The following is a 26582-nucleotide window of genomic DNA, read 5'->3' as shown; positions in this document are numbered from 1 at the left end:
GAATCTCCTTCTCTGTTACCTTATAGAGATTCTAGTATACTACTTATAGTCCTAATGAAATATATTTAATTTCTAAATATTCCTCGATGCCGAAATGGCCTCCTTCACGGCCGATACCACTTTCTTTAAATCCACCGAATGGTGCTTGTGCAACTGATGGAAGACCATCGTTTAGACCGATAATACCGTACTCTAACGCTTCACTAATTTGGAATGCTTGGCTAATGTCTTTCGTGAAAATATACGCAGCTAAACCGTATGGTGTATTATTTGCACGTTCGATTACTTCATCAACTGTTTTAAATTTCGCAACTGGTGCCACTGGCCCAAATGTTTCTTCATTCATACAAAGCATCGTATCATTTGCCAACCCAATTACAGTCGGTTGAATGAAATGTCCCTCTAACTCTGCGACCTTTTGACCACCATATAAAACTGTTCCACCTTTTTGAATAGCATCTTCAATATGTTCTTGTACTTTTGAAACTGCATTCTCATCAATAAGTGGCCCGACAGTCGTTCCGTCACCGAAACCGTCTCCTACTTTCAAGTGCCCTACTGCCTTTTGGAACTTCTCTACAAATACTTCGTATACTTCTTCTTGAACGAATACTCGGTTTGTACATATACACGTTTGTCCTGCATTACGGAATTTCGAACCAATCACCGCTTCTACTGCTTTATCTAAATCTGCATCATTCATTACGATAAACGGAGCGTGTCCCCCTAACTCAAGCGAAACTTTTTTCATCGTTTGCGCCGCACTAGCCATTAACTCTTTCCCGATTTCCGTTGACCCTGTAAAGGACACTTTTCGAACGCGACCATCTTCCATCCATGTATCAGCAATTGCTTTTGCACTACCGGTTACGATATTGATTACGCCCTTTGGAATATCTGCTTCATGGGCTAATTCAGCTAATTTCAATGCAGTTAATGGCGTTTGACTTGCCGGTTTCACAACGGCTGTACAGCCTGCTGCAAGCGCTGGGGCTACCTTTCTCGTAATCATAGCAGCTGGGAAGTTCCAAGGTGTAATAGCTGCCATAACGCCAACTGGTTGCTTCATAACTAAAATGCGCTTATTCGGATGAGAAGCAGGAATCATTTCACCGTATACGCGTTTCCCCTCTTCTGCATACCATTCAACAAAACTGTTTGCATAATTTACTTCACCAAGCGCTTCTGCAAACGGCTTTCCTTGTTCCTTCGTCATAATCGCTGCGATCTCTTCTTTATTTTCATCAATAAGCGTAAACCACTTTTTTAACTTCGTGGCACGATCTGCTGCCGTTAACTTAGACCACGTTTTAAAAGCTTCATGCGCAGCATCAACAGCTTGCTTTGCCTCTGTTACTCCGCCTTTTGGTACAGTTGCAAATATTTCCTTCGTCGCAGGATTATTTACTTCAATTTGTTCTTGTAGTGTAATCCACTCACCATTTATATACATCGCCTTTTTATCTATACTCACGAAAGTCGCCTTTTTATCCAATGTTTTCTTCCTCCTCTATGAACTTCTTAATTTTCCTAGTAGCAGCAGATTGACTAATTTGCAAAAACTCAGCCACTTTATAACTTGATCCATACGTTTTATACGCTTTAAGAATAATATTTCTCTCTACCTCTTCCAGCATTTTATAAAGACTTTGCCCTGATTGTTCAACTGCAGCCTCTTGCATAGAGAGTGGCAAATCCTCTACCGTTACAACATCATCGACAGTAATAACAATTCTCTCAATTACATTCTCTATTTCTCTATTGTTTCCTTCCCACGGATATCCGACAAACATTTGTAACGTACTCGGCGCTAGTTTCACATCACGTCCGTACTTTTTATTAAAGTGCTGCAAGTAATGATAAATAAGCGGCAAAATATCTTCTGTTCTCTCCCTAAGCGGGGGAATTGCAATTGGAATAACATTCAAACGATAGTATAAATCTTTCCGAAATGTTCCTTGTTTCACCATCTCGCTTAAATCTCTATTTGTTGCCGCCACAATTCGAACATCTACTTTTTTTAATTCTCTTCCGCCTATAGGACGAAATGTTTTTTCTTGCAATACTTGCAAAAGCTTCGCTTGAATTTCAATCGGCATTTCACCGATTTCATCTAAAAAAAGAGTTCCTTTATGCGCGGATTCTAATAGTCCCTTTTTCCCTTCACGATTCGCACCTGTAAAAGATCCACCTGAATATCCAAAGAGCTCCGATTCAATTAAATTAGTTGGCAATGCCGCACAATTAATTTCATAGAAACTTTCATTCTTACGGTGACTCACTTCATGTAAATGGCGTACTAATCGGCTTTTTCCTACTCCAGTCTCGCCTAAAACGAGAACAGTACTATCCACTACAGATACTTTTTTGATTGTATCGACTATTTTTTGCATAGCTAGACTTTTAAAAATAAGTCCTTCATGCTCATATGTTTCTCTTAATTCTTTTTTATATGTTTTTAGCTGATTATCCATTTCCTCTACCTTTTGACGTAATTGATAGAGTTCAGTAAGGTCGCGAGAATAACTAATCACTCTTCTTAAATTTCCCTCATCATCAAAAACAGGCCTTGTACGAACGTGTAAATACTCTCCTGATTTTGTAGTTTGAACGAGTTCAATTGGCCTCTTTTTTTCAATCACTTCTAATGTCGCTGATGGATAAAAGATTCCATCCTTTTGTAGTTCTTTTACATGCTTACCAACTAACTCTTCTGCAGCTAGTTGGTAGTGCCTTTCACATGTACTATTTACACGCACAACGATCCCTTGCTCATCTGTAACAAAAATTTCGTCAAACGCATATTCAAATACATCTTTTAAATCCATTAACACTCGTTCCTTTTCTGCAACCATCCTAGCCACCCCTAACTTCAAATACATCGATCCACTTCACTACCTTTATTATAAAGTGAATTTTCTGCATTTAATATAGAGTCAGCTAGAATGTTTGCTATTTATACTTCCGTTTTTAAACGCGAGCGATGTTCGTTTGCTCATAACAAGCTTGCAATGATTCTTCAATTATTGTTAAACCTTCTTCAAGTTGATCATCTGTAATAACTAAAGGCATTAACACACGGATAACATTTCCATATGTTCCTGCTGATAATAACAGTAACCCGCGCTTATTTGCTTCTGCACATAGATTAGCCGTTAACGTTTTGTCAGGTGCTTTCGTCTTACGATCTTGAACGACCTCAAATGCACACATTGCTCCTAACCCACGCACATCACCGATGCAATGATATTTATTTTTCATCTCTTCGAATCGGTTCATTACGACTTTTCCTAATTCTATCGCTCTATCATTTAATTTCTCATTTTCTATTACATCGAGAACAGCTAAGGCAGCCGCACATCCTAATGGACTTCCTGCATACGTTCCACCGAGTTCACCTGGTGCAGATTCATTCATAATTTCTTTACGTCCAATGACACCACTTATCGGTACACCAGCCCCTAATGATTTAGACACTGTAATTAAATCTGGAACGACATCATAATGATCAATTGCAAAATATTTTCCTGTACGACTAAAGCCTGTTTGTATTTCATCCGCTACAAATAAGATGCCGTTCTCTGAACAAATGCGACGTACTTCTTGAACAAATTTCTTACTTGGGACGATAAATCCACCTTCCCCTTGAACAGGTTCCATTACAACAGCTGCAATTGTTTCTGGTGCTACTTCCGATATGAAGAAGTTCTTAAACTCTTCAATAATAAAATCATCATACTGCTCTTCCGTTAATCCCTCTGGGCGACGGTATTCGTATGGAAATGGCGCTTTATATACTTCTGGAGCAAAGGGACCAAACCCAAATTTATATGGCTTCACTTTACTTGTCATCGTCATTGTCATTAATGTACGCCCGTGGAAACCTTTAGAAAATGCGATAATACCAGGTCTCTTCGTATATTTACGAGCGATTTTCACCGCGTTCTCAACTGCTTCTGCACCACTATTTAAAAATAGGACTTGCTTATCGAAACTTCCTGGTGCCAATGCCGCAAGCTTTTCCGCTAATTCAATATATGGCTCATACATCATGACATTAAATCCAGTATGAATGTATTGATCGACTTGTTTATGGAGCGCCTCTTTAACCGTTGGATGACAATGTCCTACGTTAATTGTCCCGATTGCTCCTGCAAAATCAATGTACTGATTGCCATCAACATCTGTTACAAGAGCACCATTTGCAGATTGTACAAACGTTGGGATGCCGTTACTTACTCCTTTTGGTACTATATTTTGACGGCGTTCCAATAAAGATGCCGCTTTCGGTCCTGGAATTTGTTCATTTACTTTAGCAAATTTTTTTGTATTCATTGCGTACCCCATCCTTTTCTTTACATTGTTTTCTCTTCTTATTGCAAAATATATGCCAACTTTCTTTTCTAGCATTTATCCTATATTCTTTGTATCCAGGCATAAAAAATAAGTCTATAAAGACTCATTAAGAGTCTTTATAGACTTATTTTCCTTACACATTAGACTTTTCTTTCTCCCAGAAAAACTCACCCGATTGAGAAATAAACTCCCCAACAGAATCTAACACTAAATCAGCAAGTGGTTCTAATGTTGGACGATCCCCCGTACCAGAAAGGACTCCAATTGCATAGCAATCACCGCCATTTTTAGCTAAATGTAAATCCGTTGGCGTATCTCCAACAACCGCAACCTCACATGATTCTAAATTAAATTTCTCACAAAACACTTCTATAATCTTTTTATCTGGTTTTTGCGCAGGGAATGTATCCGAGGCTATAATATAATCAAAAAAGTTCTCCAACTTATATTGTTTTAAAAATAATTCTGTTGGTGCAAAATCATCCGCCGTGACAACCCCTAATATAAATCCTTTATCTTTTAATGCCTGTAACACTTTCGGTAAATCCGCTGTCATTTTCATATGCGAACGATACTCATACATAAGGGAAAATAACTTCTCACTTACCCAATGATGCATCTCTTCTTCTCTAGCAGACTCAATATAATTACAAAGCCCCTTCGCTACATCAAGGCTTGTTCCAGCAGCTATTGCACTCCTCGGATTAACAAATGCTCCCTCTACACCAATCTCTTCTAATAAGGTCTGCCCTATTGTACTTGGTAAATGATATAAACTTATACATTCAGCTACAAGTTCTTCAGCTACTTTTATCCATATTGAATGAAAATCCATTAATGTCCCATCTTTATCAAATAGTATTGCTTTTACCTTCTCCATAGCATCCTACCTCTCGTTTCTTATCTCCTCCAGTGTATCAATAAAATATGGATGTAAAATAAAAGAATTGTAAAAATACCATAAAAATCAAACTAACTCCCAATTTACAATTCATTTTAACAAAGTAAAAAAGGATGCCTTTACAGGGCATCCTCTTGATGTTCAGGAACAAATAGTTCTAAACAATGATATATATTTTCGAATTCCATCGGTGCATCTCCACCATACTCACCATCTAAATTAATCATTAGTTTATCTGGTGAATGTACTTTAATTCGGTTCGCTTGTGTATATAACACTTTTGGATTGTTAATATGTTCACCACGTTGTGCTTGTGTTGCTGCTTTAATCAAATCAGCGATAGAACCTTTTTTCAGTACTAATAGATCAAATAACCCATCGTTAATAGATGCATACGGTGCTACCTTTTCAAATCCACCTACTGAACGAGTATTCGTAATTAAAAACATTGTAATTTCTTCTTGTAGTAATTTTCCATCATACTCAATTTCAACATATGTTGGATGTAATGATGGTAACATCTCGATACCTTTTAGGTAATAAGCAAGTTGTCCTAATACTGTCTTTAACTTACTCGGTACCTCGTATGTTAATTCTGTAATACGACCGCCACCAGCGATGTTAATAAAATATGTATCGTTCGCTCTACCAAGGTCTAATGGCACTGTTTTTCCTTCGCAAATAATATCTGCTGCCTCTTCAATAGAACGAGGTACACCAATCGCACGTGCAAAGTCATTTGTCGTTCCAACTGGAATAATTCCAAATTTCGGACGGAATTCATGCCCAACTAAACCGTTTACTACTTCATTTAACGTACCGTCGCCACCAGCCGCAATAACAACATCAAACTTACGATCCGCAGCTTTCCTCGCCGCCACAGTAGCGTCTCCAGGACCCGTTGTCGCATGACAAGATGTCTCATAGCCAGCTTGTTCTAATTTTTGTAATACTTCTGGTAAGCTCTTCTTAAATAGCTCACGCCCAGAAGTAGGATTATAAATAATTCTTGCTCGCTTCATCATTTATTAGCACAGGAAATTTCTTTATGTATCGAAAAAGAACATACTGAACTTCTATTCAGTATTCCCATGCCTACCTCCTCTCATCTTGCTATCCTTCTTTTATCCCGCTCAAACAGGCAGTAAGAACCCGATTCGTGTAGTCCATCAAAAGTAAATATTCATTTCAATGGTTTTTTTATTTGACCCAAAAATTTATCCCGCTATTTGCAGGCAGTAAATGCCCGATTGGTGAGGGCTAATAATCAGTGTTGGATGAACCTCCTACTGATTAAAGTTTCACTTTATTTCTATCCATTCTTCCATAAAAATTTACATATAACGAATAATAACTATCTATTATTTCATGAGATGAAAAAAACCTCTATGTTTAGATTTATCATTATTCCCACCTTTTTGCAACTATCATACCATAGTTGCTATACAAACATTTTTCCACTTTTGACAGTTAATCAAACGTTTGTTTAAACGATTTTGTCTCATTTAAACAAACGTTTGATTAACCTAGAAAAACACCCATGTACGGGTGTTTTTCTGCTTAATCTTTAAAAGTCACTACTATTATCGCTTATTAATCTCTTCAAGTAAGATTTTGTTAACAAGCGGTGGATTTGCTTGTCCTTTTGTAGCTTTCATAATTTGACCAACTAAGAAGCCAATTGCACGGTCTTTACCGTTTTTAAAGTCTTCGATAGATTGCTCATTATTATCAAGAATTTCTGTTACAACTTTACGAAGTGTACCCTCGTCAGAAATTTGAACAAGACCTTTCGCTTTTACGATTTCTTCTGGGTCTCCACCTTTTTCAATTAATTCATTAAATACTTTCTTCGCGATTTTAGAAGAAATTGTACCTTTTTCAATTAATTGAACCATTTTAGATAAACCAGCAGGCGTTAATGCAACGTCTTTTAATTCTTTTTGTTGTTTGTTTAAGTATGCAAGTACTTCACCCATTAACCAGTTCGATGTTAATTTCGCATCAGCACCGTCTGCAACAGTTGCTTCAAAGAAATCAGACATCTCTTTCGTTAATGTTAACACGTGTGCATCATAAGCTGGTAAGCCTAGTTCTGCAACGTAGCGAGCTTTACGTGCATCTGGAAGTTCTGGAATAGAAGCTCGAACTGCTTCTTTCCACTCATCATCGATGTAAAGTTCAACTAAGTCTGGCTCTGGGAAGTAACGGTAATCGTCAGATCCTTCTTTCACACGCATTAAGATTGTTTTCTTCGTTGCTTCATCATAACGACGTGTTTCTTGTTGGATGATGCCACCAGATAACAATTCTTTTTCTTGGCGCACTTGCTCATGCTCAAGACCTTTTTGTACGTAAGTGAATGAGTTTAAGTTTTTCAGTTCCGCTTTTGTACCGAACTTTTCTTGTCCAACTGGACGAAGAGAAATGTTCGCATCACAACGCAAGGAACCTTCTTCCATCTTACAATCAGATACACCGGTGTATTGAATGATTGATTTTAACTTCTCTAAGTATGCATATGCTTCTTCTGGCGTACGCATATCTGGCTCAGATACGATCTCGATTAAAGGCATACCTTGACGGTTGTAGTCTACTAATGAACCATCAGCTGTATGCGTTGATTTACCAGCATCTTCTTCTAAATGAAGACGTGTAATACCGATACGTTTCTTTTTACCGTCTACTTCGATTTCAATCCAACCATTTTCACCAATTGGCTTATCAAATTGAGAGATTTGGTAAGCTTTCGGGTTATCTGGATAGAAATAGTTTTTACGGTCAAACTTCGTTTCCGTTGCGATTTCACAGTTTAATGCCATTGCAGCTTTCATTGCAAAGTTAACTGCTTCTTTATTTAAAGTAGGAAGTACCCCTGGGTATCCTAAGTCAATTACACTTGTTTGTGTATTTGGCTCCGCTCCGAATTCTGTTGGACTCGCAGAGAAAATTTTCGAATTTGTTTTTAACTCAACGTGAACCTCTAAACCAATAATTGTTTCTAAATTCATCTATGCTCGCCTCCTTACAGACTTGCTTTTTTTGTATGATAGTCTGTTGCTTGCTCAAACGCATGTGCAACGCGGTAAATTGTCGCTTCATCGAAGTGTTTACCAATGATTTGTAGACCAAGTGGCATGTTGTTAGCACCAAATCCACATGGAACTGAAATCGCTGGAACACCCGCTAAGTTTACTGGGATTGTTAAAATGTCATTTGCATACATCGTCATTGGATCGTCAACTTTTTCTCCCACTTTAAATGCCGGAGTTGGTGTTGTTGGTCCAATAATAACATCATAGTTAGCAAATACATTTTCAAAATCGTTCTTAATTAATGTACGTACTTGTTGTGCTTTTTTGTAATATGCATCATAGTAACCAGAGCTAAGAGCAAATGTACCAAGCATAATACGACGTTTAACTTCATCACCGAAACCTTCACTACGTGTGTTTTTGTAAAGATCTAATAAGTTATTTACATTATCAGAACGAACACCGTAACGCACGCCATCAAAGCGTGAAAGGTTAGCAGATGCTTCAGAAGAAGATAGTAAGTAATACGTTGCTAGAGCGTATTTAGAGTGTGGAAGAGATACTTCCTCCCAAGTTGCGCCCATACCTTCTAATACTTTTAAAGCAGCTAGTACTGACTCACGAGCTTCTTCGCCAACACCTTCGCCTAAGTATTCTTTCGGTACAGCAATGCGTAAACCTTTAACATCGCCTGTTAAACCAGCTAAATAGTTTCCAACTTCAACGTTTGCAGAAGTTGCATCCATGCGGTCAATACCTGAAATAGCTTGTAATAAGTATGCATTGTCTTCTACTGTACGTGTAATCGGTCCGATTTGGTCAAGTGAAGATGCGAATGCTACTAATCCGTAACGAGATACGCGTCCGTAAGTTGGTTTTAAACCTACAACACCGCAATATGCAGCTGGCTGACGGATAGAACCACCCGTATCAGAACCTAGAGAGAATAGTACTTCTCCTGCTGCTACAGCTGCTGCAGAACCACCACTAGATCCGCCTGGAACGTAATCTAAGTTCCATGGGTTTTTCGTAGCGTAGAATCCTGAGTTTTCATTTGAAGAACCCATTGCGAACTCGTCCATGTTTAATTTACCGATTGTAATTGTGTCAGCAGCTTTTAGCTTTTGCACAACTGTCGCATCATAAATTGGATCGAAGTTTGCTAACATTTTGCTCGCACAAGTTGTACGAAGACCGTTAGTTACAATGTTATCTTTTACACCAATTGGCATACCGAATAATAAACCATTATCTTCAGCGCCGATTTTTGCATCTAATTCTTTCGCTTTTGCGCGTGCATTTTCTTCATCTAATGTAAGAAAAGCTTTTACGTTATCTTCAACATCCGCAATACGTTTGTAAGATTCTTCTACTAAATCCGTAACGGAAATTTCTTTGTTGTTTAACTTCTTATGTAACTCTGATACTGAATGATCAAATAATGACATCGAAATTCCCCTCCTCTATTCTAATACTGCTGGAACACGGATTTGATTATCTTTGTGATCCGGTGCATTTTTTAATACTTCTTCGACTGGTAAACCTTTTTCTGGTACATCTTCACGCATAACATTTTTCATAGTTAATACATGAGTTGTTGGTTTTACATCTGTTGTATCTAATTCATTTAACTGTTCTGCAAATGTAACAATTGCATCTAGTTGTTTTTGAAATTTTTCTGCTTCTTGATCAGTAATTGCAAGACGTGCTAAATGTGCTACGTGCTTTACATTCTCAACGGAAATTCTTGACACGGCTAGGCCACCTCCATAATATATCGTTCAATCTACAATACTATTGATGATACCAAATTTTCAGTACTTCAAGCAAGTCAACACAGAGTACTTACGCCATTTTTACATAAAAAAAGAAAGGCAAATGCCTTTCTTTACAATTTACTCTTTATCTAACGGTTTATTTTTCGGAAATCTCTCGTTATCTTCTTCATTATCACGAATTGTTTTTTGTAATACAAAACAAGACATCGTTAAAAATAATGTTCCAATTAAATAGTATCCTTTTACACTAAGCGTTTCATCTAACGTATAAATCCCAATTAGCATACCTGAAAGCGCACAAACAAATGAAGTCCATGCTAAAAACGTGAACGCTTGCGTATTACGTCTTCTCATCGTTCTCCCCCTCGTTAGCTGTATACCCATTATAGATAAGTATATTTACCATGATGGATTTTTATGTAAATTCTAGTTTTATATTTATAAATCTATCATAAAAGAATACTATTTTAAAGAAAGTTTTCTGCCTAATCTGAAAAAAACAATCAAAACGATTGACATTTATTTCTATTCTGCATAAAATAAAAATAAATATTACGAACCTCGAAATATACGGGAGTGGAATTAATTGTTGCAATATGAACATTTTTTAGACTTACTGCTAGATAACGCCAAGAAACTTTTCTATCCTGAAGAATGGGTAAGCCTTGATTTAACACTTTCCAAAACAGAAGTATTTTGTTTACTTTGGATGGAACGAAATACAGATATTACAATGACGAAAATTACTGACCTTCTTGATATACCGATGAGTACAACGACGGGCGTTGTAAATCGCCTTGTAAAAAAGGGATATATTGAACGCTACCGTGATGAAAACGACCGACGTATTGTATTAATTCGGTTAACAGAAACCGGCGTAATGCTCGTTCAAGAAGTAAAACAAAATGCAGCCCATTACTTTAGCTTAGTGACAGAAGCATTGTCAGAAGAAGAAAAAGCATTCTTACTACAAATCTTCCAAAAGATTATGAATCACATTGCTACCTCACAGCAAAAAACAGAAGAAAAGGTTTCTACACCTAAAATGAAAAACATTCCGATTGAATAAAACCCTATCTGGGTTTTTATTCAATCATTTACTTCGACACTCGTAATAGTCGACATTCGAAACAAAGGGGATATGAATGATGAGAATTATCTTGTATACAGGTAAAGGCGGCGTAGGAAAAACTAGCATTTCAGCAGCAACAGCAATTCAAAGCGCAAAACAAGGATTAAAAACTTTAGTCATGAGTACAGATCCTGCTCATAGTTTAGGAGATTCATTTGGTATAAAGCTATCTTCTGAGCCATTAGAAATTCGTGAAAATTTGTGGGCACAAGAAATTAATACGATTTATGAGATGGAAAAAGGATGGGGAAAATTACAGAAATATATTACACTACTCTTCACTTCCAAAGCAGCCGATGATATTACAACAGAAGAATTAACGATGTTTCCTGGTATGGAAGATTTAATTAGCTTACTTCGCGTACTCGATTATTATAAACAAAACACATATGATGTTATCATTATTGATTGTGCTCCAACAGGAGAAACATTAGCAATGCTAAGCTTTCCAGACATGCTCGGCTGGTGGATGGAAAAATTGTTTCCTATTAAAAGAAAAGTTTTAAAAGTCGTTCGTCCTGTAGCTCAACCACTCCTTGGTGTCCCTCTTCCAACCGACGATATTATGGACGAATTAACAAATACACTTGAACAGCTCGGAGAAATGAGAGATATTTTATCAAACCGAGAAGTAACAAGTATCCGCATCGTTGTAAATCCTGAAAAAATGGTCATTAAAGAAGCTCAGCGTAGCTTTACTTATTTAAATTTATACGATTATAACGTAGATGCCATTATGATTAATCGCGTCATCCCTAACACCGTCACCGATCCTTATTTTCAAGCATGGAAAGATACGCAAAAGAAATATAAAACATTAATTCAAAATAGTTTTGATCCACTTCCTATTTACGAAGCTCCAATGTTTGAACAAGAAGTTGTTGGTTTACCTATGTTAGAGCGTGTAGGAGATGCTTTATTTAAAACTGATCATTGTCCTACTGAAGTTAAATTTAACGGCCGCACACAATATGTAAGAAAAGATGGCGATGATTATATTTTCATTCTTTCTATTCCCTTCTCAAACAAAAGTGAACTTTCATTAAATCAAAAAGGTGATGAGCTAATTATTCGAGCTGGCTCTGTGAAACGAAATATTACATTGCCAAAAACGTTAACACACCTTTCTATTCAAGGAGCAAAATTTGAAGAAGATATACTAAACATTCGGTTTGGAGGTGTAGTGCATGCATGAGGAACTACTACGAAGGGTAATTCGTACAAAAGTAAAAGTCGGGATGCATATATTAGAAGAGCTACCTAATCCAATCCAGCAATCAGCTAAGCAAATATTAAATATTTTGCAAGAGGAGCTAGCTGCTTATCCGAAAGAACGAGAGCATCATGAAGTTAATTTAAAAAATATCATAATTGAATAACTATCTCTGTATAGAGGGCCTTTTTTAGGCTTTCTATACTTTATTGGAGTGATGTAAGTTGATGAAAAAGCATTCCACTACTATACTCTGGATCATTCCCTTATTATTTTTCATTCATAACCTTGAAGAAGCTTTCCAAATGCCACAATATCTTGCTAATCAATTTTCAATCTGCCTTATAACTAGCCAACAATTTTTCATTGCCATTTCCGTATTAACAATCTTTGTATTACTTATCGTCTTTCTATATCAACTTAACTTCTTGTCTTCTATATGCTGGATTATTTTTATACAAGGGGCCATCTTCTTCAACTCTGTTCAACATATTATTTTGTTTTTCATTTATCGCTCCTATAACCCCGGCGTAATATCAGCATTTTTCATTACTCTCTTTTCTATTTTCTTTTTTTTATCAAAAAAACACTTAATTCATCAAAAGCAATTCGTAATTACAATCCTTTTCAGCTTATTTTCTTATCCCATTATAATTTGGATTACCTTACTGTTCGCTAGCTACTTTCATTCATAAAAAAAGACCAGGAAAGTTCCTGGTCTATCACTCTACTTAACAAACATTGGATTCTATGTTATACAAAATTGGAAGGTACAGAATTAGGGTTTGTTTGTTAAGTTTATATGTTGAACGAACTAACAGCGGAGGGGTTCCTTCTGTTAGTCCATTAAACCCAATGATTATTTTACGATTTTTTCAAGCTCCTCAAGTGAAAGATCTACTGAAATTGAACCATCATTTGTTTCTTTCTTAATTGCATCTGTTACTTCTTTTGAATGGTATAATTCAATTACTTTTTTCAGTGTTGGATCATCTTTATCTTTCGTACGAGCTGCAAAAATATTAATATATGGCTTCGCATTTTCATTCTTTGGATCTTCTAAGAAAATAGGATCCTTCGCTGGATCTAATCCAGCTTGACCAGCAACACCGTTATTAATAACTGATGCCGCTACATCTTTTAACACACGAGGTGTTTGCTGTGCGATAACCGGCGTGATTTTTAACTTCTTCGGATTTTCAGCAATGCCGCTTGGATCTCCAAATAAGCCAAAATCTTTTTTAAGCTTTAATACTCCAGCTGCATCAAGAAGTTTTAATGCACGTGCTTGGTTCGTTGGATCGTTTGGAATTGCAATTTCTGAACCATCTGGAATTTCATTTGCCTTCTTATATTTTTCAGAGTATAAACCCATTGGCGCAATTTGTGTTGTACCAACAGCTGTAATATCTAACTTATGCTCTTTTTTAAATTGCTCTAAGAAAGCAATATGCTGAAATGAGTTTAATTCAATATCTCCATCAGCTAAAGCTTTATTTGGAGTTGTATAATCAGAGAACTCCACCAGTTTAATCTTAATCCCTTCTTTTTCAGCTTTTTTCTTCAAAATTTCCCAAGCGTCTCCATCCGTTCCAGTTACACCGACGCGAACTACTTTTTCTTTCGCTCCTGCACCCGTGTCTCCACTTGAGCAGCCACTTAATGCTGAGACTCCTACAATCGCTGATAATGCAAATGCTAAAATTTTCTTCATTTTCTTTTCCTCTCTTCCTTTTTATGATCTACGTAACAAGACTTTCGCAAAGTAGTTTCCTAAATTTTGAGCTATCTGTACGAGAATAATAAGTAAAACAACCGTTACAAACATAACTGATGTATCAAAACGTTGATAACCATATGTCATTGCCAAGTCACCAAGACCGCCACCACCGACAAGCCCAGCAACTGCAGAAAATTCAATTAAACCAACTGTCATAAATGTGACACCTAAGATTAATGGTGCTAACGCTTCTGGTACAAGGATTTCAAAAACGATTCTAATTGGCGAGGCGCCCATTGCTTGTGCTGCCTCAATTACTCCTTTCGGAACGGAAACAAGATTTGTTTCAACCATTCTAGCAATACCAATTGATGCGACTAACGTCATCGGGAAAATTGCTGCTGCTGTTCCAATCGTCGTTCCAATAACGCTTCTCGTTAGTGGACTTAAAGCTACTAAAAAGATAATGAATGGTACCGGACGAATTGTATTAATTATGATGTTAAGAATAGAAAAGACCCATTTATTTTCTAAAAAGTTTCCTTTTCTCGTTACATATAAAAGTAAACCTAGAGGTATACCCAGAATTGTAGCGAATATAAGGGTTACAATTACCATTAAGAGGGTATCCCCCGTCGCATCTAGTATGCGCGGCCAAAATATACTCCAATCAACTCGCATGAGCTTCTACCTCCTTCAGCTGCACTTGCAGTCTTAGATGTTGTAATGCTTTTTGAATTTCCCTCTGCTCACCTTGCAATTCTACAAGCAGATTTCCAAATAGCACATTTTGAAGTTCAATAATATTTCCGTACAGTACATTTACATCGACGTTATAGTTTTTTGCGATATATGATAGTACCGGCTGTCCTGTCTCCTCACCAGTAAATGTTAGACGATAAATTTGACCACCATTTTGAATTTTCGCTAGAACACTTTCTGGTAAATGATCATTAATAACAGAACGTACAAAGTTTTGAGTCGTCTTTGTTTTGGGTTGCGTGAAAACATCGAACAGTTTTCCTTCTTCAATAACTTTTCCCTTCTCCATTACAGCTACACGGTGACAAATTTCTTTCACAACATGCATTTCATGTGTAATAAGAAGGATTGTTAAATTGTATTCTCGATTTACTTTCTTTAATAAGTTTAGAATTTCTGTCGTCGTTTCTGGATCTAAGGCTGATGTTGCCTCATCACATATAAGAATATCTGGCGATGTCGCAAGTGCTCTAGCAATACCAACACGTTGCTTTTGTCCCCCTGATAGCTGTTCTGGATAATAGTTTGCTTTATCTTCTAACCCTACAAACTTCAGCAGTTCATTCACTCGTTCCTTTATCTCGTTCTTTGGCAATTTCGCTAACTTTAATGGATAAGCAATATTCCCAAATACTGTTCTTGAATTAAATAAATTAAAGCTTTGAAAAATCATTCCGATTCTTTGTCTTAGTTTGCGTAATTCTTTCGTCGATAATGATGTAATATCTTTATCATCTATTGCAATCGTTCCTGACGTTGGTCTCTCTAACATATTTACTAAGCGTAATAATGTACTCTTTCCAGCGCCACTAAAACCGATAATGCCAAAAATTTCGCCTTTCTCAACTGATAATGTTACATCCTCCACCGCATGAACAGATTGCCCAGCTGATTCATACACTTTACTTACATTGTTAAAAGAAATCATTTTTTCCCCTCCTATATGCTGTAAAAACTTGAAGTAGAGCTTTCGAGGTAAAATAAAAAGTGCTCTCCTTCTTATCAACCATAAAGATAAGAAGGAGAGCACTTATATGTACTCGTTCACAACTTCTCATCTTCCAAGCCTTTATATGGCTTGCTGGAGTTAGCACGGTATTAAAAAACCCGTTGCTGAGGTATCGTAGGGCCAGTCCCTCCACCTCTCTGGATAAGAATGTATCGATTTAATTGTCATTTAATTAATTCTCATTATAGAACTCAGAATAATAAGAGTCAATACATTTTTTAGAAAAATATTAATTATTCCTTTATTAAAATTTTCAGATGAAAATTCATGAGAAAATAGTAACTTTCAAGGTTATTTAAAATTCTTCTTCCTCATATTTTTAAACAGGAGAATCCTCTCTACGAATTGAATAAATTTATTTGAATATGAAACTCGGAGGCAGATAAATATATGAAAACAGCTCTTTTACTCGTCGATATTCAAAACGATTATTTTCCAAATGGAAAGATGGAATTGCGTAATCCAGTAGAAGCAAGCGAATATGCTAATCAGTTATTACAACACTTTAGAACAAACAGCGAATCTATTTTTCATATCCAACACGTAGCTATAAAAGATAACGCTACTTTTTTCCTACCTAATACAGAAGGTGTACATATTCACGAAAGCGTACGTCCACTTAGAGAAGAAACAGTTATAGTCAAACATTATCCAAATAGCTTCCGAGAAACTAATCTTCTAGAGCAATTACAGCGTTTAGACATTGAACATGTCGTCGTATGCGGGATGATGACTCATATGTGTATTGATGCTACAGTAAGGGCTGCATTTGATTTTGGTTTTCAATGTACCGTTATACACGATGCTTGTGCTACAAAAGACCTTTCTTTTAAGAACGCTACTATACCAGCTGTTTATATTCACAATACAATTTTAGCTAGTTTAAATGGCGTATATGCAAATGTAATAAGCACGAAAGAATTTTTAGCTACATAAAAAAACACTCCTTTCAGTGAGCAAAACCGAAAGGAGTGTTCCTTGTCGAACCATAGATTTTCTTTCAAATTGTATTATACAGGAAATTCTCAAAATGAATACTAAAAAATATGACTAATACGTCAACTTTTCTCATTATTTTATTTCTGTTTACATGTTTATCCCGCTATTAATAGGTTTTAGCTCATTCTCTTCGAACGACGGTAATATATGGGGTTTCAATTTTAAAAGGAGCTCTTCACATTTTGTGAAGAGCTCCTCTACTATTTCTTATAAAGTTTCAGAAGTAGTTTTTGCTTGCATGTGAAGTGCTAAGTAATCAGGTCCACCAGCTTTAGAGTCTGTACCAGACATGTTAAAGCCACCGAATGGTTGGTAACCTACGATTGCACCAGTACATCCACGGTTGAAGTATAAGTTACCAACGTGGAAGTCTTCACGTGCTTTTTCAATATGGTCACGGTTGTTAGTAATAACAGCACCTGTTAAACCATATTCCGTATTGTTTGCAATTGCAAGTGCATGATCGAAGTCTTTTGCTTTACAGAATGCTACTACTGGTCCGAAGATTTCTTCTTTCATTAAGCGAGCATCTTCTGCAACATCAGCAACGATTGTTGGTTGGATGAACCAGCCTTTAGAATCGTCTCCTTCGCCACCTGCTAAGATTCTACCTTCTTCTTTACCAATTGCAACATAGCTCATTACTTTATCGAATGCAGCTTGGTCATTAACAGGACCCATGTTTGTACCTAATACTGCTGGGTTAGCAACTGTTAATTCTTTTGTTAATTCAACAGCACGATTTAATACGTGATCGTATACATCTTCGTGGATTACTGCACGAGAACATGCAGAACATTTTTGTCCTGAGAATCCGAATGCTGATGCAACGATAGACTTAGCTGCTAATTCAAGATCTGCTTCTTTATCAACAACGATTGTATCTTTACCACCCATTTCAGCGATAACGCGTTTTAACCAAATTTGGCCTGGGTTTACTTTCGCTGCACGCTCATAGATACGGATACCTACATCACGAGATCCCGTGAAGCTTACGAAACGTGTACGAGGATGATCTACTAAGTAGTCACCAACTTCAGAACCATTACCTGGAACGAAGTTTACTACGCCAGCTGGTAAGCCAGCTTCTTCTAATACTTCCATAAATTTCGCTGCTACTACAGGAGTTGTACTAGCTGGTTTTAGTAATACTGTGTTACCAGAAACTAAAGCAGCTGTTGTCATACCTGCCATAATTGCGAATGGGAAGTTCCAAGGAGAAATGATAACACCTACTCCTAATGGAATGTAAGAGAAACGATTATATTCAATTGGACGGCTTTCTACTGGAATACCGTCTTTTAATTTTAACATTTGACGACCATAATATTCCATAAAGTCGATTGCTTCTGCTGTATCAGCATCTGCCTCATTCCATGGCTTACCTGCTTCTTTTACAAGAATAGCAGAGAATTCATGTTTTCTGCGACGAACGATTGCTGCAGCACGGAATAAAATGTCTGCACGCATTTCTGGCTTTGATTTTCTCCAAGTTTGGAATGTTTCATCCGCTACTTGCATTGCTTTTTCAGCTAACTCACGGCTTGCTTTTGAAACACGACCAACAAGTTCCTCTTTATTTGCAGGGTTTACAGAAACAATTTTGTCTTCTGTAGTGATTTTTTCTCCCCCAATAATTAATGGATAGTCTTGTCCAAGATAAGATTCTACTTTCTTTAAACCTTCTTCAAACGCTAATTTGTTAGCCTCCACTGAAAAATCTGTAAATGGCTCATGTTTGTATGCTACTACCATTTTTTTTAGCCTCCCCTTAGAAAAACGTTTACATTTTACAACATTATTCTACACGATAATTTAGATTTATTCAAATATTCCTAGACTTATATTTTAAAAATTAATAAATTTTTAAAATATAATAAAAAAAAGAGATTCATACATGCGTATGAATCTACAAAATATGAGTATATTCCAAAACATTTTTCCCGATCAATAATATAGTAACCAATAAAAATAAAGTCCTTACATATCCAACGTCTTTTTGAACCGCAAACTTCGATCCCAAATAAGCACCTAAGATCATTGATAATCCCATGATAATACCGTATTCAAAATGAATTATGTCTAAAAATAAAAAAGTAATTAAAGATACAATATTACTAACAAAGTTCAAAAGTTTTCCAGATGCTGCCGCTTGAATAAAATCCAAACCAATTAATAAAAATGCAAAAATTAAAAATGACCCTGTCCCTGGTCCAAAAAATCCATCATAAAATCCTATCATTAAAATAACAAAGAAAAATATTAATGTTTTTCTTTGCGTCATCTTCTTATAGGTAGACACACTTCCCCAATTCTTTTTTGCAATAATATAAATAGCAATAAATACCAACATTACAAGTACTAATGGGCGTAAAATATCCGATGGAATAAATTTTACTACTAAAGCACCTGCAACAGCTCCAACAATAGTTAACGGGATTAACTTTCCTACAATTTTAAAATCAACTTTTCCTGATCGAATGAAATACATTGCACTCGTAAACGTCCCCATTGTTGCCGCTAATTTATTCGTTGCAATTGCTGAAGCCGGCGATAAGCCAACAAACATAAGCGCAGGAAGCGAAATTAACCCTCCTCCTCCAACAACGGAATCAATGAAAGCTGCTAAAAAACCGAATGCAATTAATAAAATAATGACTTGAAAACTTAATTCTTCCATGAACTTTACCCCTTACCCCTATTATTTACAACATTTTAAATTATAACAAAATTACATAAGAAAAAAAGCTGTTCCATAGAGGAACAGCCTTCATATTTAATCTAAAATTTTCACAAGTGGTTCATCTTGTTTTGCTTCACGTATAATAATAGCTTCTGGGCGTTCTACAGATTTAATCGTTACTTGTACTTTCATATAATTCGGGAAGTATTCCATAACAAGCCCTGCCACATATTGTGTAAAACCAATTATTTCAGCTTTTCCATTAAACTGGACAGGAATATCAAGCTTCATTTCTCTTAATTCATCATCTCTATACATACCAGTACCAATAACAGCTGTATAGTCGCCTTGGAAATAATCGCTTAGTTTTGCCTTAAAGTTGGATACTCTTGCAAGATCTTCACGTTTATTATCTGTTTTCGCTTGCTCTGATGGGAACAAATAGTATTTCTCATTAATTTGTTTCCAATCTTCAACCGTTTCACTACCTTTTTCTACATTTGCATAAGAAACAAAGTTACCTGGTACGAGCGAAGACTTTGGAGCTTGGCGATAAATCGCAAATGTTATCGGAATATTTTTTGTATCAGGTTGTTTTTGATGTATGACTTTCAAAATTTCTTGCGCCATTTTTTTCCCTTCAGCTAACATCTTTTCATCCGGGATGGCAGCTTCACGTGGATAACCATGCTCTTCGTTAAAATATTGAACAGAATTCATTGCTAATCCAACTACCATACCAACACGTTCCTCGCTGTTATCGCCTTTTTTCACATAATAATCATGCTCTAAAATATTTGAAATATATATTGGATTTTTTTTATTTTTCACTTCTAGTGATTCGGATCCCGTTCCTAATGCAGGGTTTAATCCTATATTAGGAAATTTAACTGCATCTTTTTTTAATTTGTCCTCTAGTTCCTTTTGTTCAGCATCTGTACGTTTTCTTTTAACAAGCATCTGTATCACTTGAGTATCTAGAGCACTTCCGCCTTTTAAAAAATTATCTTTCGTATTAAATGATTCTTTTGCAATTCGCATTAATCCTGTTTCAAATTCATCTATATCAAGACGACTATTTAGCCCTTGCACCACTAAACCACGTGCATTTCCACCATCAAATGGAATAGTCGTCTTATAATATTCATCCGAAATAGCGTATTTTGGAACAACTGATTGTTCTTTTGCTTTCCCCGATTTCTCAGCCACTTTTTCATCTTTGTCGGCACCTGCACTACACCCACTTACAAGTAGGCCCAGGCTTAATATCGCTAATGCTATTTTTTTCATGGTAAGTTTGCACCTCTTACTTATTTAGCTCTTGTAAGAACCTCTCTTCATTCCAAACCTCAACATTATGTTTCTCCGCTTGTGCTAATTTCGAACCAGCTGCTTCACCTGCAACAACCAAATCCGTACTCTTACTAACACTTCCTGTTACTTTTCCACCTAATGCCTCAATCTTCTTCTTTGCTTCACTTCGTCCCATAACTTCTAGCTTACCTGTTAAAACAACCGTTTTTCCTGCGAAGTAAGATTCAACATTTTGTAAATCTGCAATTTTTATACCTTTGTATGTCATATTCACGCCATACTCTTTAAACTGCTGTAATAATTCTAATACATCTTCATTATCAAAATATGTCACAACAGATTGAGCCATTTTTTCGCCAATTTCATTAATTGCTTTTAGTTCTTCTTCTGTTGCTTTTACAAGCTCATCCATCGTTTCAAAGTGCTCTGCAAATGTACGTGCTGCTTTCGCTCCAACGTGGCGAATTCCAAGACCAAATAATAATCGCTCTAACGAGTTTTCTTTAGAATTTTCAATTGCTTGTATTAAGTTTGTTGCTGATTTTTCACCAAAACGTTCTAACTGTAATAATTGCTCTTTCGTCAATGCATATAAATCAGCAAATGTACGAATATAATCTGCATCAAAGAGTTGTGTAATGACACGTTCTCCAAGTCCATCAATATTCATCGCATTTCTTGAAACGAAATGGATTAATCCCTCTCGAATTTGAGCCGGACAAGTCGGATTTATACATCGAAGTGCTACTTCTTCTTCTAAACGAACAAGTTCACTCTCACATGCTGGACAATGCGTTGGCATACGGTATTCTTCTTCTTCACCAGTACGCTTATCAAAAATAACGTTCACAACTTCAGGAATAATATCTCCAGCCTTCTTCACAACAACGTAGTCACCAATTCGAATGTCTTTTTCACGAATCAAATCTTCGTTATGTAAAGAAGCACGGCGAACAATCGTACCAGCAACTCTCACTGGCTCTAGCTCTGCAGTCGGCGTTACAACCCCTGTTCGGCCAACACTTAATTCAATGCCTGTTAGTCTCGTTACAACTTCTTCAGCTGGGAATTTATAAGCAATCGCCCATCGTGGACTCTTCGCTGTAGTTCCTAGACTTTCTTGAAGAGCAACATCATCTACTTTTATAACGATTCCATCAATCTCATAATCAAGATGCGGACGTTTTTTTTGCCATTCTTCTACATAAGCTATAACCTCTTCGATTGTTTCACATGTACGGCGATTTGGATTTGTCTTAAATCCGAGTTCACCTAAGAAATCAAGCGATTCACTGTGCGATGGAATTGTTTTTTCTTCTACATTCGCAAGACCGTACACAAACATAGATAAGTTACGCTTCGCTGCAATTTTCGGATCAAGTTGACGTATTGAACCTGCTGCTGCATTACGCGGATTCGCAAATACATCTTCTCCATTTTGCTCTTTTTCTTCATTTAGTTTAACGAATGAACGCTTCGGCATATAAGCTTCGCCTCGTGCTTCTAACGTTACTTCTTCATTTAAACGAAGTGGGATAGCTTTAATCGTTTTTAAATTTTGAGTAATATCTTCACCCGTTACACCATCACCACGTGTCGCCCCTTGAATGAAGCGTCCTTTTTCATAATGAAGCGAAACGGCAAGCCCGTCAATTTTTAATTCACATATATATCTTACATTCGCACCATCAATTCCTTGACATACTCTTCTGTCGAAATCACGCAAATCCCCTTCGTTAAATGCATTCCCTAAACTTAACATTGGTGACTTATGTGTTACTTTTTCAAATATATCAAGAATAGTTCCCCCAACGCGAACGGAGGGAGAATCTTCACTCATAAACTCTGGGTTCTCTGCTTCTAATTTTATAAGCTCCTGCATATCACGGTCATATTCCGCATCAGAAACAGAAGGATTGTCTAATACGTGATATTGATAATTAAATGTATTTAACAAATCACGCAGTTCTTCTATACGTTTTTTTGCTATCTCTTTTGACATATCCTCATTCCTTTCTATTGTTTCGTCACAGGTGCAAATTTTGCTAACAAACGTTTAACACCAATCGGGCTTGGGAACGCAATATCTAATTCTTTTGCATCACCTTCACCTTTTACACTTACAACTGTACCGATTCCCCATTTTTGGTGAGAAGCTTTATCGCCTACTGCCCAGCCGATTTGCTCACCGCCTGTCGTCTTAGCTGCTGGACGCGCGAAAGCTGAACGAGAGCGTGTTGTGGTTGTCGTTGTCATTTTACTGCTACTTGCTGTTCTGCCTTTTGCACCAAACGAATTTTCACGCTTCGGCGCTGTTTCATTTAATGATTCCACTAGTTCTGCCGGGATTTCTGTAATGAAGCGAGACGCAGCATTCATACTTGTTCTACCAAATAAAGTACGCATTTGCGCATTAGATAAATATAACTCTTCTTCTGCACGAGTAATACCTACATAAGCAAGACGACGTTCTTCTTGCATTTCATCCTCTTCCATAAGAGAACGAGTATGAGGGAATATCCCTTCCTCTAAACCAACAATAAAGACAACCGGGAACTCTAATCCTTTTGCTGAGTGCATCGTCATTAAAATAACTTCTTCACCAGCAGTTGGGTCTTCATCTACACGATCAATATCAGCAACAAGTGCTAAATCTGTTAAGAATGCAACAAGGCTCTTATCTTCACTTTGAGATTCAAATGTTTGCGTAACAGATAAGAATTCGTCTAAGTTTTCTAAACGACCTTCCGCTTCTAAAGAACGCTCATTTTTCAACATATCGCGATAGCCTGTTTTTTCAATAACTTCTTCTACTAATTCTGTAACAGATAAATACTCTTGCATATTTACCCAGTTGTGTAATAAACTTGCGAATTCTTTTACTGCCTTTGTAATTTTTGCACTTACTCCAACATGCTCAATCTCATCAAATACAGCAGTTAATGAAATTCCGTTTTGCACACCATAATTAATAATTTTATCGATAGAAGTCGCACCAATACCACGCTTTGGCATGTTAATAATACGTGCAAAACTAATTTCATCATCTGGATTACCGATTAAACGTAAGTACGCCAAAATATCTTTAATCTCTTTACGGTCGTAGAACTTAGTTCCCCCGACAATTTTGTAAGGAATGTTAGATTTAAGGAAAATCTCCTCGACCATACGAGACTGAGCATTCGTACGATATAGCACTGCAAAATCAGTGTATTTTCGTTTCCCCATTTGAAGATCGTCACGAATTTTTTTCGCAACAAAATATGCTTCGTCCTTTTCAGTTGCGGCACGATAATACGAGATTTTACTTCCAACTTGATTGTCTGTCCATAATTTCTTCGGTTTACGATTCGTATTTTTTTCAATAACAGCATTCGCTGCATTTAAAATATTTTGTGACGAACGATAGTTTTGTTCTAACAAAATTACCTGTGCATTCTCATAGTCTTTTTCAAATGACAAAATGTTAGAAATATCTGCACCACGCCAGCGATAAATAGACTGGTCAGAGTCACCTACAACGCAAAGATTTTTAAAACGTGCTGCCAAATGTTTAACAAGAAGATATTGCGCTTTGTTCGTATCTTGATACTCATCAACATGAATATATTGGAACTTACGCTGATAAAACTCTAATACTTCTGGAACACGTTCAAATAGCTGAATCGTCGTCATAATTAAATCATCAAAGTCTAATGAATTATTTTTCAAAAGACGTTTTTGATACTCTGTGTATACATCGCTCGTTAATTTTTCATATGGATCAGCCATTGTAATTTTTTTTGCATATTTATCCGCAGATAACAATTCATTTTTTGCATTACTAATACCCGCTAAAATAGAGCGCGGCTCAAATTTCTTCGGATCAATATTGCGCTCTTTCATAATTTTTTTGACTACAGTTAGCTGATCACCTGAATCTAAGATTGTAAAGTTACGATTAATACCAATACGATCGATATCGCGTCGTAAAATACGTACACACATAGAGTGGAACGTCGAAATCCAAATATCTTCTGCTTCTGGTCCCACAAGTTTATCAATACGCTCGCGCATTTCACGAGCTGCTTTATTTGTGAAGGTAATAGCTAGTACATTCCATGGTGCTACACCTTTTTCACCAAGCAAATACGCAATACGGTGTGTTAACACGCGTGTCTTACCACTACCTGCACCTGCCATTAGTAGCAGTGGTCCATTCGTTGTTTGTACTGCTTTTTGTTGCTGTGGATTTAAACCGTTTAATAACTTATCTGTCATACTCATATACGCCTGCACCTACTCTCCTTTTACTGCTTTAACTGTTTTTAACGCCGATTTTATATCATCATAAATAATATTTCCAACAACTACTGTATCAGCATATTGCGCCATTTCTTTCGCCTGTTCTGCATTAGAAATACCACCGCCATAATATAACTTGGCTTGTTTCAATTCTGCTTTTACATTTTTAACAAGTTCAACATCTCCATACGTACCGCTATATTCTAAATAAAATATCGGTAAATGTAATAACTTGTCTGCTAAACGCGCATATGCAATAACATCATCTTCTGTTAAATCACATTTCGCATCTGTAAGCTGGGCTACTTTCGCTTCGGGATTTAAAACACAATACCCTTCCATAAAAATTTCGTCCCAGTCCATAATATCCCCAAATTCTTTCAATGCCTCATGATGAACACCTGTTACCCATTCTACTTTCCGGCTATTTAAAACACTTGGGATGTAATAAAAATCAAATCCTGGTGTAATTGCTTCTACATCAGAAACCTCTAATACACAAGGAACTGCATATCTACGAATGCTAACTAGCATGTGTAATACGTTATCAATTGTAACTCCATCACTTCCGCCTACAATAACAGCATCCGTTCCAGACTCACAAATCATTTCTAAATATTCATCGCTTAACTCCTTATTTGGATCAAGCTTAAATACATGTTTCCATCCGGAAATATCGTACATGAAAACACCCTTCCTTTTCTCTAGTTATATCTATAGTTCTGTTTAAAATAACAGTTAGTTTTTATCTTGATTTTTTAAAATAGCTATTAAATATTTTTCAAAAAAAAGGATTTAATTTCACCTTCTTTTTATGCATTCTTTCATTATAACAAAAAAAGCTACTGACACACACGCCGATTCCAACATCTTTTTCAACGTCAAATGTTGGATTACATATCCCAAAAATCACACGGGATACTAATAAGAGAAGTAGTATTTACTATTTCAATTTTCATAAAAAGGAGTGTTTTTCTAATGAAGCAAAACATCGGGACAATAAACGCTCTAATTCGAATTACACTTGGGCTTGTCCTCTTCGGATGTAGTGCAACTAAACTTGTACGCAAGCCGTGGTGCACTTGGTCTAACATTTTTCTATGGATTGGTGCAATGAAAGTTGCAGAGGGAATTGTTCGCTTCTGCCCTATTGTTGAAGCGTGGAAATTTGGAAAATACATGAATATGGGCGCATTTAAAATGCCTGGCATGAATTTTTCTGAAAAAGGACATGCTAAAGAAGAAGTGAATCAAACTTCCGCTCATGACAAGCCAAAGTCAAAGGGAAGTTATGACGCTTCTGACAAAGAGATTGAGTCAGCGATTGAAGAAATAATCCTGGCAAAACCGCTTTGAATCATTTGTCACGATGCAAGATGCTCTCAAAGGGACTTAG

General features: G+C 36.6%; 24 protein-coding genes and 1 riboswitch. Of the genes, 6 read left to right on the top strand and 18 right to left on the bottom strand.

Annotated elements, in window-relative coordinates; all coding sequences use genetic code 11:
• Positions 1–43: 43 nt before the first annotated feature.
• From gabD to ACQRBL_RS01460, 9 genes are all read right to left on the bottom strand, one after another.
• On the bottom strand, positions 44–1495 hold the full coding sequence (gene gabD, locus ACQRBL_RS01500; RefSeq protein WP_063546285.1) for an NADP-dependent succinate-semialdehyde dehydrogenase: 1452 nt from the start codon (positions 1493–1495) through the stop codon (positions 44–46).
• Positions 1488–2855 (bottom strand): sigma-54 interaction domain-containing protein, encoded by a 1368-nt coding sequence (locus ACQRBL_RS01495; protein WP_000225140.1) that lies wholly within the window; start codon positions 2853–2855, stop codon positions 1488–1490. Before ACQRBL_RS01495 ends, gabD begins: the two co-directional genes overlap by 8 nt.
• Before the next feature lie 115 nt (positions 2856–2970).
• Positions 2971–4335, bottom strand: coding sequence for a 4-aminobutyrate--2-oxoglutarate transaminase (gabT, locus tag ACQRBL_RS01490; protein ID WP_063546281.1), 1365 nt, complete (start codon positions 4333–4335; stop codon positions 2971–2973).
• Between the two features lie 154 nt (positions 4336–4489).
• Entirely contained in the window at positions 4490–5236 is a 747-nt protein-coding gene (locus tag ACQRBL_RS01485) for an HAD family hydrolase (RefSeq protein WP_000416662.1), read from the bottom strand.
• A 140-nt stretch (positions 5237–5376) separates the two neighbouring features.
• On the bottom strand, positions 5377–6282 hold the full coding sequence (locus ACQRBL_RS01480) for a diacylglycerol kinase (protein ID WP_411996404.1): 906 nt from the start codon (positions 6280–6282) through the stop codon (positions 5377–5379).
• Between the two features lie 558 nt (positions 6283–6840).
• A complete protein-coding gene (gene gatB / locus ACQRBL_RS01475) occupies positions 6841–8268 on the bottom strand; it encodes an Asp-tRNA(Asn)/Glu-tRNA(Gln) amidotransferase subunit GatB (protein ID WP_001047685.1) in 1428 nt (475 codons plus the stop codon).
• Between the two features lie 14 nt (positions 8269–8282).
• Positions 8283–9740: an Asp-tRNA(Asn)/Glu-tRNA(Gln) amidotransferase subunit GatA gene (gene gatA / locus ACQRBL_RS01470; RefSeq protein WP_000051441.1), complete on the bottom strand. Its 1458-nt coding sequence runs from the start codon at positions 9738–9740 to the stop codon at positions 8283–8285.
• A gap of 15 nt (positions 9741–9755) precedes the next feature.
• On the bottom strand, positions 9756–10046 hold the full coding sequence (gatC, locus tag ACQRBL_RS01465) for an Asp-tRNA(Asn)/Glu-tRNA(Gln) amidotransferase subunit GatC (RefSeq protein ID WP_000086999.1): 291 nt from the start codon (positions 10044–10046) through the stop codon (positions 9756–9758).
• Positions 10047–10187: 141 nt separating this feature from the next.
• A complete protein-coding gene (locus ACQRBL_RS01460) occupies positions 10188–10424 on the bottom strand; it encodes a YiaA/YiaB family inner membrane protein (RefSeq protein WP_001254393.1) in 237 nt (78 codons plus the stop codon).
• A gap of 232 nt (positions 10425–10656) precedes the next feature.
• On the opposite strand from ACQRBL_RS01460, the gene ACQRBL_RS01455 reads away from it, so the two are divergent.
• The 4 genes from ACQRBL_RS01455 to ACQRBL_RS01440 all read left to right on the top strand — a co-directional run bounded on the left by ACQRBL_RS01455 (position 10657) and on the right by ACQRBL_RS01440 (position 13110).
• Positions 10657–11139, top strand: coding sequence for a MarR family winged helix-turn-helix transcriptional regulator (locus ACQRBL_RS01455; RefSeq protein WP_411996403.1), 483 nt, complete (start codon positions 10657–10659; stop codon positions 11137–11139).
• A gap of 76 nt (positions 11140–11215) precedes the next feature.
• Entirely contained in the window at positions 11216–12397 is a 1182-nt protein-coding gene (locus tag ACQRBL_RS01450; protein ID WP_002182396.1) for an ArsA family ATPase, read from the top strand.
• Positions 12390–12581 (top strand): DUF3926 domain-containing protein, encoded by a 192-nt coding sequence (locus tag ACQRBL_RS01445; protein ID WP_411996402.1) that lies wholly within the window; start codon positions 12390–12392, stop codon positions 12579–12581. The genes ACQRBL_RS01450 and ACQRBL_RS01445 overlap by 8 nt, the downstream gene beginning before the upstream one ends.
• A 61-nt stretch (positions 12582–12642) precedes the next feature.
• Positions 12643–13110: an HXXEE domain-containing protein gene (locus tag ACQRBL_RS01440; RefSeq protein ID WP_142254815.1), complete on the top strand. Its 468-nt coding sequence runs from the start codon at positions 12643–12645 to the stop codon at positions 13108–13110.
• A 164-nt stretch (positions 13111–13274) separates the two neighbouring features.
• On the opposite strand, the gene ACQRBL_RS01435 is transcribed toward ACQRBL_RS01440, so the two are convergent.
• The 3 genes from ACQRBL_RS01435 to ACQRBL_RS01425 are packed head-to-tail and all read right to left on the bottom strand — an operon-like array spanning position 13275 to position 15825.
• The gene (locus tag ACQRBL_RS01435) at positions 13275–14129 is read right to left on the bottom strand and encodes a MetQ/NlpA family ABC transporter substrate-binding protein (protein ID WP_016083725.1); all 855 of its coding nucleotides are present in this window, start codon (positions 14127–14129) and stop codon (positions 13275–13277) included.
• Positions 14130–14150: 21 nt separating this feature from the next.
• The gene (locus tag ACQRBL_RS01430) at positions 14151–14816 is read right to left on the bottom strand and encodes a methionine ABC transporter permease (protein ID WP_001261865.1); all 666 of its coding nucleotides are present in this window, start codon (positions 14814–14816) and stop codon (positions 14151–14153) included.
• Entirely contained in the window at positions 14806–15825 is a 1020-nt protein-coding gene (locus tag ACQRBL_RS01425) for a methionine ABC transporter ATP-binding protein (protein WP_000622973.1), read from the bottom strand. The genes ACQRBL_RS01430 and ACQRBL_RS01425 overlap by 11 nt, the downstream gene beginning before the upstream one ends.
• A gap of 123 nt (positions 15826–15948) precedes the next feature.
• Positions 15949–16054: riboswitch (SAM riboswitch) on the bottom strand.
• Between the two features lie 242 nt (positions 16055–16296).
• Between ACQRBL_RS01425 and ACQRBL_RS01420 the strand changes: the two genes are divergently transcribed.
• Positions 16297–16842 (top strand): cysteine hydrolase family protein, encoded by a 546-nt coding sequence (locus ACQRBL_RS01420; protein ID WP_000844913.1) that lies wholly within the window; start codon positions 16297–16299, stop codon positions 16840–16842.
• A gap of 270 nt (positions 16843–17112) precedes the next feature.
• Here ACQRBL_RS01420 and pruA read toward each other — a convergent pair whose 3' ends face one another.
• From pruA to ACQRBL_RS01390, 6 genes are all read right to left on the bottom strand, one after another.
• On the bottom strand, positions 17113–18660 hold the full coding sequence (gene pruA / locus ACQRBL_RS01415; protein WP_000259555.1) for an L-glutamate gamma-semialdehyde dehydrogenase: 1548 nt from the start codon (positions 18658–18660) through the stop codon (positions 17113–17115).
• Between the two features lie 154 nt (positions 18661–18814).
• Complete coding sequence (locus tag ACQRBL_RS01410) at positions 18815–19585, bottom strand: TSUP family transporter (protein WP_411996401.1); 771 nt, start codon at positions 19583–19585, stop codon at positions 18815–18817.
• Between the two features lie 96 nt (positions 19586–19681).
• A complete protein-coding gene (locus ACQRBL_RS01405) occupies positions 19682–20878 on the bottom strand; it encodes a CamS family sex pheromone protein (protein ID WP_000717010.1) in 1197 nt (398 codons plus the stop codon).
• A 16-nt stretch (positions 20879–20894) separates the two neighbouring features.
• The gene (ligA, locus tag ACQRBL_RS01400; RefSeq protein WP_336456784.1) at positions 20895–22904 is read right to left on the bottom strand and encodes an NAD-dependent DNA ligase LigA; all 2010 of its coding nucleotides are present in this window, start codon (positions 22902–22904) and stop codon (positions 20895–20897) included.
• Positions 22905–22918: 14 nt separating this feature from the next.
• Complete coding sequence (pcrA, locus tag ACQRBL_RS01395; RefSeq protein WP_002094226.1) at positions 22919–25168, bottom strand: DNA helicase PcrA; 2250 nt, start codon at positions 25166–25168, stop codon at positions 22919–22921.
• A gap of 12 nt (positions 25169–25180) precedes the next feature.
• On the bottom strand, positions 25181–25870 hold the full coding sequence (locus ACQRBL_RS01390) for a heptaprenylglyceryl phosphate synthase (RefSeq protein ID WP_000272109.1): 690 nt from the start codon (positions 25868–25870) through the stop codon (positions 25181–25183).
• 294 nt (positions 25871–26164) lie between these two features.
• Here ACQRBL_RS01390 and ACQRBL_RS01385 point away from each other — a divergent pair, with 294 nt between their 5' ends.
• Complete coding sequence (locus tag ACQRBL_RS01385) at positions 26165–26542, top strand: YgaP family membrane protein (RefSeq protein WP_223618113.1); 378 nt, start codon at positions 26165–26167, stop codon at positions 26540–26542.
• Positions 26543–26582: the final 40 nt, after the last annotated feature.

The organism is Bacillus sp. AF62, from assembly GCF_050312695.1.
GTDB lineage: Bacteria > Bacillota > Bacilli > Bacillales > Bacillaceae_G > Bacillus_A > Bacillus_A cereus.
Note: the sequence above shows the minus strand (reverse complement) of the source record. Positions and strands in the feature narration are given on the sequence as shown.

Coding starts and splice junctions, on each gene's coding strand:
- ACQRBL_RS01480 (WP_411996404.1), bottom strand. CDS start 6,282: ATGATGAAGCGAGCAAGAATTATTTATAATCCTACTTCTGGGCGTGAG.
- ACQRBL_RS01425 (WP_000622973.1), bottom strand. CDS start 15,825: ATGATTTCTTTTAACAATGTAAGTAAAGTGTATGAATCAGCTGGGCAA.
- ACQRBL_RS01460 (WP_001254393.1), bottom strand. CDS start 10,424: ATGAGAAGACGTAATACGCAAGCGTTCACGTTTTTAGCATGGACTTCA.
- ACQRBL_RS01450 (WP_002182396.1), top strand. CDS start 11,216: ATGATGAGAATTATCTTGTATACAGGTAAAGGCGGCGTAGGAAAAACT.
- ACQRBL_RS01495 (WP_000225140.1), bottom strand. CDS start 2,855: ATGGTTGCAGAAAAGGAACGAGTGTTAATGGATTTAAAAGATGTATTT.
- pruA (WP_000259555.1), bottom strand. CDS start 18,660: ATGGTAGTAGCATACAAACATGAGCCATTTACAGATTTTTCAGTGGAG.
- ACQRBL_RS01420 (WP_000844913.1), top strand. CDS start 16,297: ATGAAAACAGCTCTTTTACTCGTCGATATTCAAAACGATTATTTTCCA.
- gatB (WP_001047685.1), bottom strand. CDS start 8,268: ATGAATTTAGAAACAATTATTGGTTTAGAGGTTCACGTTGAGTTAAAA.
- ACQRBL_RS01435 (WP_016083725.1), bottom strand. CDS start 14,129: ATGAAGAAAATTTTAGCATTTGCATTATCAGCGATTGTAGGAGTCTCA.
- ligA (WP_336456784.1), bottom strand. CDS start 22,904: ATGTCAAAAGAGATAGCAAAAAAACGTATAGAAGAACTGCGTGATTTG.
- ACQRBL_RS01390 (WP_000272109.1), bottom strand. CDS start 25,870: ATGTACGATATTTCCGGATGGAAACATGTATTTAAGCTTGATCCAAAT.
- gabT (WP_063546281.1), bottom strand. CDS start 4,335: ATGAATACAAAAAAATTTGCTAAAGTAAATGAACAAATTCCAGGACCG.
- ACQRBL_RS01440 (WP_142254815.1), top strand. CDS start 12,643: ATGAAAAAGCATTCCACTACTATACTCTGGATCATTCCCTTATTATTT.
- ACQRBL_RS01485 (WP_000416662.1), bottom strand. CDS start 5,236: ATGGAGAAGGTAAAAGCAATACTATTTGATAAAGATGGGACATTAATG.
- ACQRBL_RS01410 (WP_411996401.1), bottom strand. CDS start 19,585: ATGGAAGAATTAAGTTTTCAAGTCATTATTTTATTAATTGCATTCGGT.
- ACQRBL_RS01445 (WP_411996402.1), top strand. CDS start 12,390: ATGCATGAGGAACTACTACGAAGGGTAATTCGTACAAAAGTAAAAGTC.
- ACQRBL_RS01385 (WP_223618113.1), top strand. CDS start 26,165: ATGAAGCAAAACATCGGGACAATAAACGCTCTAATTCGAATTACACTT.
- gatA (WP_000051441.1), bottom strand. CDS start 9,740: ATGTCATTATTTGATCATTCAGTATCAGAGTTACATAAGAAGTTAAAC.
- pcrA (WP_002094226.1), bottom strand. CDS start 25,168: ATGAGTATGACAGATAAGTTATTAAACGGTTTAAATCCACAGCAACAA.
- ACQRBL_RS01430 (WP_001261865.1), bottom strand. CDS start 14,816: ATGCGAGTTGATTGGAGTATATTTTGGCCGCGCATACTAGATGCGACG.
- ACQRBL_RS01405 (WP_000717010.1), bottom strand. CDS start 20,878: ATGAAAAAAATAGCATTAGCGATATTAAGCCTGGGCCTACTTGTAAGT.